5 protein-coding genes and 2 pseudogenes are annotated in these 7,067 nt (G+C 61.0%); 5 read left to right on the top strand and 2 right to left on the bottom strand.

The genetic code is table 11. From position 1 onward, the window contains the following. The 3 genes and pseudogenes from araG to CQ041_RS26005 form a co-directional block, all read left to right on the top strand. Positions 1–278: pseudogene (gene araG, locus CQ041_RS26015) on the top strand (L-arabinose ABC transporter ATP-binding protein AraG); the annotation flags it as partial. Between the two features lie 16 nt (positions 279–294). After that, positions 295–1,260: an L-arabinose ABC transporter permease AraH gene (gene araH, locus CQ041_RS26010; protein ID WP_105525255.1), complete on the top strand. Its 966-nt coding sequence runs from the start codon at positions 295–297 to the stop codon at positions 1,258–1,260. A gap of 216 nt (positions 1,261–1,476) precedes the next feature. Beyond that, positions 1,477–2,280, top strand: coding sequence for an IclR family transcriptional regulator (locus CQ041_RS26005; protein WP_105525254.1), 804 nt, complete (start codon positions 1,477–1,479; stop codon positions 2,278–2,280). Here CQ041_RS26005 and CQ041_RS26000 read toward each other — a convergent pair whose 3' ends face one another. After that, the gene (locus tag CQ041_RS26000; protein WP_105525253.1) at positions 2,281–3,333 is read right to left on the bottom strand and encodes an NAD(P)-dependent alcohol dehydrogenase; all 1,053 of its coding nucleotides are present in this window, start codon (positions 3,331–3,333) and stop codon (positions 2,281–2,283) included. A 181-nt stretch (positions 3,334–3,514) separates the two neighbouring features. Between CQ041_RS26000 and CQ041_RS25995 the strand changes: the two genes are divergently transcribed. Continuing rightward, positions 3,515–4,408 carry an AraC family transcriptional regulator gene (locus CQ041_RS25995; RefSeq protein ID WP_105525252.1) on the top strand — a complete coding sequence of 298 codons (894 nt, stop codon included), beginning with the start codon at positions 3,515–3,517 and terminating at the stop codon, positions 4,406–4,408. A gap of 78 nt (positions 4,409–4,486) precedes the next feature. Here CQ041_RS25995 and CQ041_RS25990 read toward each other — a convergent pair whose 3' ends face one another. Then, positions 4,487–6,151, bottom strand: a complete 1,665-nt coding sequence (locus CQ041_RS25990) for an electron transfer flavoprotein-ubiquinone oxidoreductase (RefSeq protein ID WP_105525251.1) — start codon at positions 6,149–6,151, stop codon at positions 4,487–4,489. 505 nt (positions 6,152–6,656) lie between these two features. Here CQ041_RS25990 and CQ041_RS25985 point away from each other — a divergent pair. Beyond that, positions 6,657–7,067, top strand: a pseudogene (locus CQ041_RS25985) (electron transfer flavoprotein subunit beta/FixA family protein); the annotation flags it as partial.

Raw genomic sequence — 7,067 nt, 5'->3', positions numbered from 1 at the left:
TCGGCCGCTGGCTGTCGATGCCGATGAAAGTACTGTTGCTGGATGAACCGACGCGGGGCATCGATATCGGCGCCAAGTCGGAGATCTACCAGATCATCCATAACCTGGCCGCCAGCGGCATTGCGGTGATTGTGGTGTCCAGCGACCTGATGGAAGTGATGGGCATCAGCGACCGCATCCTGGTCATGAGCGAAGGCGCGCTGACCGGCGAACTCAGCCGCGACCAGGCGGACGAAGCACGGCTGTTGCAACTGGCACTCCCGCGCTCGCGGGCTTGAAGCATTCGAGGTGAATATGTCCGAGGTAAAGACTGCAAAGGGTTTCTGGCCAGGGTTCAACCAGCGCAAGTTCCTGGATGACTGGGTGATGCTGCTCGCGGCGTTGGGCATCTTCGTGCTCAGTGCGCTGTTCATCGACAACTTCCTTTCGCCCCTGAACATGCGTGGCCTGGGCCTGGCGATTTCCACCGTGGGGATTGCCGCCTGCACCATGTTGTTCTGCCTGGCGTCGGGGCATTTCGACCTGTCGGTCGGTTCGGTGATTGCCTGCGCCGGGGTCGTGGCTGGGATCGTGATTCGCGACACCGACAGCGTATTCCTGGGCGTGTCGGCGGCATTGGCCATGGGCCTGGTGGTGGGGCTGATCAACGGCATCGTGATTGCCAAGCTGCGCATCAACGCGTTGATCGCGACACTGGCGACCATGCAGATCGTGCGTGGCCTGGCCTACATCTTCTCCAACGGCAAGGCGGTGGGGGTGATGGACGAAGGGTTCTTCGTGTTCGGCAACGGGCAACTGCTGGGCGTGCCGGTGCCGATCATCATCACGGTGCTGTGCTTCCTGTTCTTCGGCTGGCTGTTGAATTACACCACCTATGGACGCAACACCATGGCCATTGGTGGCAACCAGGAGGCAGCGCTGTTGGCCGGGGTGAATGTTGATCGCACCAAGATCATCATCTTTGCCGTGCACGGGTTGATCGGCGCATTGGCCGGGGTGATCCTCGCCTCGCGCATGACTTCGGGCCAGCCGATGATTGGCCAGGGGTTCGAGCTGACGGTGATCTCGGCGTGCGTGCTGGGCGGCGTGTCGTTGAGTGGTGGGATCGGCATGATCCGCCACGTGATTGCCGGGGTGTTGATCCTGGCGATTATCGAGAATGCAATGAACCTCAAAAACATCGATACCTTTTACCAATACGTTATCCGTGGCTCCATCCTGCTCCTGGCGGTGATCATCGACCGCATGAAACAACGCTGATCCCAAGCCCTGTGTGGTTTTAATGTGGGAGGGGCGGTGCGACGATTCGACTTGCCCCCGATAGCAGTGGGTCAGATATAAATAGGCTGGCTGACACACCGCCACCGGGGGCAAGTCGAATCGTCGCACCGCCCCTCCCACATTTGGATCTCCACTGTATTGAGGTTCGTCATTTGCCATAATGGCGCCGTTTTCGTACTTCCCAATAGGCCCGATATGCAGGAAAACGCCCAACCCCCCGCCAAAGACACCGCCCCCACCGGCACCCAGACGCTGCTCCGTGGCCTGGGCGTAGTGCAAGCGGTAGCGGACGGTGCGCGGGATCTGAAAGAGATCGCCAAGCGCATCGGCACCACCCGCAGCACCACCCACCGCCTGGCCAGTTGCCTGGTGGACGAGCGTTACCTGCGCGTGGTGCCGCAAGTCGGTTACCTGCTGGGTCCCAAATTGATCGAGCTGGGCTTTCAGGCACGGGAAGAGCTGCCGTTGGTGTCCTTGGCCATTCCTTATCTGGATGAGCTGTCGGCGCTGACCGGCGACACCATCCACCTGGCCATCCGTGAATACGACGACGTGCTGTACCTGCACAAGAACCCCGGCCGTAACGGCCCGGAAATGCGCTCGCGGGTCGGCCATCGCATGCCGCTTGCGCGCACAGGCATTGGCAAGGCGTTGCTGTTGGACGAGACGGTAGAGGAGTGGCAGCGGCTGTACGACGTCAGTCAGCCGACCGCGGGCAAAAGCCAGCAGTGGCCGCAGCACCCGGAACAGTCCTGGGCGCAGTTCGAGCAGCGCATGCATGAATACGTGGTGGGGGGCTTTGCGTTCGACCTGGAAGACAACGAACCGTCGATCCGTTGCGTGGCGGCACCGGTGCGCGATGCCAGCCGGCGAATCGTCGCCGGCATCAGCATCGCCAGTACCGTGCCCTACATGCCGCTGGAGAAAATGGCCGAGCTGATCCCTGTGGTCAAACAGGTCGCAGCGCGGCTATCAGCAGAGTTGGGGGCGAAGGCCTGATCAGACCTTCAGGGTCGCCATGTCGATGACAAAGCGGTACTTCACATCGCCGGCGATCATGCGGCTGTAGGCTTCGTTGATGTTGCGGATGTCGAGCATCTCGATGTCGCAGCTGATGCCGTGCTCGGCGCAGAAATCCAGGACTTCCTGGGTTTCGGCAATGCCACCGATCAGCGAACCGGCCAGCACCTTGCGGCCCATGATCAGCTTGGCGGCGTTGACCGGCGGGTCGACCGGCTCGATCAGGCCGACCAGGATGTGCACGCCGTCGAAGCGCAACACGTCGAGGTAGGGGTTGAGGTCGTGCTGCACCGGGATGGTGTCGAGCAGGAAGTCGAAGCGGCCGGCGGCGGCTTTCATCTGCTCGGCATCGGTGGACACGATCACGTGATCAGCGCCCTGGCGACGGCCTTCTTCGGCCTTGCTCGCCGAGCGGGTGAACAGGGTCACTTCAGCGCCAATCGCCTTGGCCAGCTTGATGCCCATGTGGCCCAGGCCGCCCATGCCCAACACGCCAACCTTGTCGCCGGCCTTGATGCCGTAGTGCTTGATCGGCGAGTACATGGTCACGCCCGCACACAGGATCGGCGCGGCGCTGGCCAGGTCGAGCTTGGCCGGGATCTTCACCACGAAGTGTTCGCTGACCACGATGCTGTCGGAGTAGCCGCCCATGGTGTTGCTGCCGTCTACGCGGTCGGGGGTGGCGTAGGTCATGGTCGGGCCTTCGAGGCAGTATTGCTCCAGGTCCGATTTGCACGCGTCGCAGTGGCGGCACGAGTCGACCATGCAGCCCACGCCCACCAGGTCGCCGACTTTGTGCGCGGTGACGTTGGCGCCGACGGCGGTGACCTTGCCGACGATTTCGTGGCCCGGCATCAGCGGGTACACGGCAATGCCCCATTCGTTGCGTGCCTGGTGGATATCGGAGTGGCACACGCCGCAGTACAGGATCTCGATGGCGACGTCGTCAACCCGAGGGCTGCGGCGCTGGAAGGACATGGGGGCGAGGGGAGTGGTGGCCGACTGGGCGGCGTAACCGATGGCGGTGTACATGGGGAAACCTCGCTAAAACAATCACTGGGGAGGCGGCGCATTCTCCGCGCCGAGCCCGCCAGCGGCCATGGCGATTGCTCCGAGTCTCATGCCTATTCGTCCGGGAGTGCCCCTTGTTTGGATTTATGTGCCTCAAGACCTGCGATGATGCTCTCATCCCTTTTTCGCGAAGTTTTTTGCCATGTTGTTGACCCGCCATCTCGACGCCAACGCCACGCTGGTGTCCTTGATCGAGGGGCTTACGCCCTGTGACGGTTTCTCGGCGACCCATCTGCCGGGTGTAAAGGTGCTGCGCGCCAGTTGCGATGTGGCGCGTGGTCCGCAGATCTATGAGCCGAGCCTGATGTTCGTGGCCCAGGGCAGTAAACTCGCCTACCTGGGCCCGCGCACGCTGGAGTACGGCGCCGGGCATTACCTGATCCAGGCGATGCCGGTGCCGTTCGAGTGCGAGACCTTTGCCATGGCACCCGACGCGCCGCTCTACGGGGTGACGGTGGGTATTGATCGCGTGGTGTTGGGTGAGTTGGTGATGGCGATGGGCATTCAGTCCGGGCCGCCCCCCACCGCGCAAACACTGGAGTCGATGAGCTCAGTGGTGCTCGATGACGCCATGCGCGGCTGCGTCGAGCGGCTGTTGGAGTGCCTGCACGATCCGCTGGAAAGCCGGATCATGGGCCCGGCGCGGGTGCGTGAATTATTGTTCTGTGCGCTGCGCGGGCCGCAGGCGGATGTGTTGCGCGCCTTGGTGGAACAGCAAGGGCAATTCTCGCGGATCGCCACGTCGTTGAGTCACCTGCATGCCCATTACGCCGAGCCGCTGAATATCGAGACCCTGGCAGGGTATGCGCACATGAGTGCCTCGACCTTTCATGAGCATTTCAAACGCTGCACGTTGTTGTCGCCGGTGCAGTATCTGAAGCGCTTGCGCTTGCTCAAGGCCCAGCAACTGCTGCTGGTGGACGGCATTAGCGTGGCGCAGGCAGCGCACAGCGTGGGGTACCAGAGTACGTCGCAGTTCAGTCGCGAATATAAGCGCTACTTCGAGCGCAACCCCGGTGAAGAGCGGGCTGCCTGATTTTCCCTGACACATTTGATTTGTGTTGGGTATAAAAAAGGCTCCCGGTCTGGGAGCCTTTTTGTTCAAGCAGCTGGCCTACATATTCGGGTAAGTCGGCCCACCCGCACCTTCCGGCGTGACCCACGTGATGTTCTGCGAAGGGTCCTTGATGTCACAGGTCTTGCAGTGCACGCAGTTCTGGGCGTTGATCTGGAAGCGCTTGGCGCCGTCTTCCTGGGTGATCACCTCGTACACGCCGGCCGGGCAGTAGCGCTGCGCGGGTTCATCGTAGAGCGGCAGGTTGGTGCCGATCGGGATGCTCGGGTCTTTCAGCTTCAAGTGGCACGGTTGCTCTTCTTCATGGTTGGTACCGGAGATGAACACCGAGCTCAGCTTGTCGAAGCTCAGCTTGCCGTCAGGTTTGGGGTAATCGATTTTCTTGCTGTCCTTGGCGAGCTTCAAGCAGGCGTAGTCCGGCTTGGTGTCGTGCAGGGTGAACGGCATTTTGCCGCCGAGGACGTTCTGGTCGAACCAGTTGAAGCCGGCGCCGATGATCGGGCCGAACTTGTGCATCGCCGGGCCGAAGTTGCGGGTGGCGAACAGTTCTTCGTAGAGCCAGCTGGACTTGAAGCTGTCGACGTAAGCGGTCAGTTCATCACCGCCTTCGGAGTCGGCGAACAGGCGGTCGGCCACGGCGTCGGCGGCGAGCATGCCGGACTTCATCGCGGTATGGCTGCCCTTGATCTTGGCGAAGTTCAGGGTGCCGAGGTCGCAACCGATCAGCGCGCCACCGTTGAAGACCATCTTCGGCAGCGAGTTCAGGCCGCCTTTGCAGATGGCGCGGGCGCCGTAGCTGATGCGCTTGCCGCCTTCCAGGTATTGGGCCAGCACCGGGTGGTGCTTGAGGCGCTGGAACTCATCGAACGGCGACAGGAAGGTGTTGCTGTAGGACAGGTCGACGATCAGGCCCACTACAACCTGGTTGTTTTCCAGGTGATAAAGGAACGAGCCGCCGGTGTTCTCGGCGCTCATGATGTCCAGCGGCCAACCGGCGGTGTGCACCACCAGGCCTGGCTGATGCTTGGCTGGGTCGATTTCCCAGATTTCCTTCAGGCCGATGCCGTAGTGCTGGGCGTCGGCATCGCTGTCCAGGTTGAAACGCTGGATCAGCTGCTTGCCGATGTGGCCACGGCATCCTTCGGCGAACAGCGTGTACTTGCCGCGCAGTTCCATGCCGGGGGTGTAGACGCCTTCTTTCGGGTTGCCTTCGCGGTCGACACCGAGGTCGCCGGTGATGATCCCGCGTACCACACCGTTCTCGTCGAACAGGGCTTCCTGGGCGGCGAAGCCTGGGTAGACTTCCACGCCGAGGTTCTCGGCCTGCTGGGCCAGCCAGCGGCACAGGTTGCCCAGGGAGATAATGTAGTTGCCTTCGTTGTGCATGGTCTTGGGCACGAAGAAGTCAGGCACCTTGGTGGAGGCTTCCGGGCTGCGCAGTACATAGATGTCGTCGCGCACGACCGGGGTGTTGAGCGGGGCACCGAGTTCTTTCCAGTCCGGGAACAGTTCGTTCAGGGCACGGGGTTCGAACACGGCACCGGAGAGGATGTGGGCGCCGACTTCGGAGCCTTTCTCGACCACGCAGACGCTGATTTCCTTACCGGCTTCGGCGGCCTTCTGCTTCAGGCGGCAGGCGGCAGACAGGCCTGCCGGGCCAGCGCCGACGATGACCACGTCGAATTCCATGTATTCGCGTTCCACAGGTTATCTCCTACTCAAGGCTCAACAGGCTTTTTTTCTAATGGGTGGAGGTTCGGTATCGTCCCGCGCCAAGGCGTGACCCACCTTTCTCTCTAGGTGGCGCATTATATATAGACCACTCTCAGCGTCCAATACAAACGTTTGTTTGAATTGGCCGCAGGCTAGGTAAATCAAAGCAACGCGGCTTATGACTGGCCATTTTGCCGTATTGACCAGAATAGGTGTTCCGGTCAATATACGGTCGGTTTTGCGCTTACCGTAGGCAGACAGCAGGTTTCAAGAGCACGTCCAAAAGCAAGACAGGTGACGCGCGCCGAAACTCGGGCGCGCAGTTTACACGCTGCGATAAAGAATGACCTCTCAGTCACCACTGACGAACGGTCATCATTTCCCGTGAGCAAGGTCATCCGCCGACGTTTTTGGAGGTGCCCTTGTGTGCCGATGAGCATCAACCGCCAGGTTCGCCTAGGCGACTTTCTTTTCACCGGAGAGTAACGAGGAATCCATGAAGGTTCTTGTAGCTGTCAAACGCGTTGTCGATTACAACGTGAAAGTTCGCGTCAAGGCGGACAATTCCGGCGTCGATCTTGCTAACGTCAAGATGTCGATGAACCCTTTCTGTGAAATCGCCGTGGAAGAAGCTGTACGCCTGAAAGAGAAAGGCGTGGCGACTGAAATCGTCGTGGTTTCCATCGGCCCGACCACTGCCCAGGAGCAACTGCGTACCGCCCTGGCGCTGGGTGCCGACCGCGCCATCCTGGTCGAGTCCGCCGAAGACCTGACCTCCCTGGCCGTGGCCAAGCTGCTCAAGGCCGTTGTCGACAAGGAACAGCCTCAGTTGGTGATCCTCGGCAAACAAGCCATCGACAGCGACAACAACCAGACTGGCCAGATGCTGGCTGCACTGACCGGTTAC

Origin of the sequence: Pseudomonas sp. MYb60 (assembly GCF_002979555.1) — a bacterium.
GTDB lineage: Bacteria > Pseudomonadota > Gammaproteobacteria > Pseudomonadales > Pseudomonadaceae > Aquipseudomonas.
The sequence above is the reverse complement of the archived record's forward strand: the minus strand, read 5'-3'. Positions and strand labels throughout refer to the sequence as shown.

Excerpts from the sequence above, each read along its gene's own strand:
- araH (WP_105525255.1), top strand. The coding sequence starts at position 295 with ATGTCCGAGGTAAAGACTGCAAAGGGTTTCTGGCCAGGGTTCAACCAG.
- CQ041_RS26005 (WP_105525254.1), top strand. The coding sequence starts at position 1,477 with ATGCAGGAAAACGCCCAACCCCCCGCCAAAGACACCGCCCCCACCGGC.
- CQ041_RS26000 (WP_105525253.1), bottom strand. The coding sequence starts at position 3,333 with ATGTACACCGCCATCGGTTACGCCGCCCAGTCGGCCACCACTCCCCTC.
- CQ041_RS25995 (WP_105525252.1), top strand. The coding sequence starts at position 3,515 with ATGTTGTTGACCCGCCATCTCGACGCCAACGCCACGCTGGTGTCCTTG.